Annotated in this window: 2 protein-coding genes; one reads left to right on the forward strand and one right to left on the reverse strand. The window is 55.7% G+C overall.

Annotated features, from left to right (window positions below; genetic code table 11):
- On the reverse strand, positions 1–268 hold a 268-nt coding region (locus J5M67_RS28480), incomplete at its 3' end, for a hypothetical protein (RefSeq protein WP_207888683.1).
- Between the two features lie 2 nt (positions 269–270).
- Here J5M67_RS28480 and J5M67_RS28485 point away from each other — a divergent pair.
- Positions 271–454: hypothetical protein (locus J5M67_RS28485; protein WP_207888684.1), on the forward strand; the 184-nt coding region annotated here is incomplete at its 3' end.

Below are 454 nucleotides of genomic sequence, written 5' to 3' on the forward strand. Positions count from 1 at the left end.
GATATAGCCCTAGCACCTGCAGGGAAAGCGGTATCGCGGGAGTTCCGCCTTTGACCTTATCAGCCGTTTTGTTGAGCGGCGCCGGCTGAACGAAAGATCTCGATTCAGCGCCCGCCACGCGATCTGGCTCGCGTGCCGGACCAGCCGCCGCAGGATCGGACGCGTCGGCTTCGGACCGCCTCGAACTCAAATCACTTTGATGAATGGATGCACCGCTTGATCGAATAATCACAGGCATGATCTCTTTTAAAAAGAGCATCGACGTCATATATGAAGATTCGCATCAACATCAGTTCGACACCCTCGCGCCGATCGGCTTGTGTCGACACCTTCATCTCGCTACGAATGTACCGAAGCGAGAACGCCGTCGATGCTTCCGGCCAGCTCGACCCTCAGCGCCTCGACATACTTGCCGCTCAAGAATCTGCATTCGGCCTTCAACATTCCATACAGG

The sequence above is a fragment of the Pseudomonas sp. 30_B genome, assembly GCF_017491605.1.
Lineage (GTDB): Bacteria > Pseudomonadota > Gammaproteobacteria > Pseudomonadales > Pseudomonadaceae > Pseudomonas.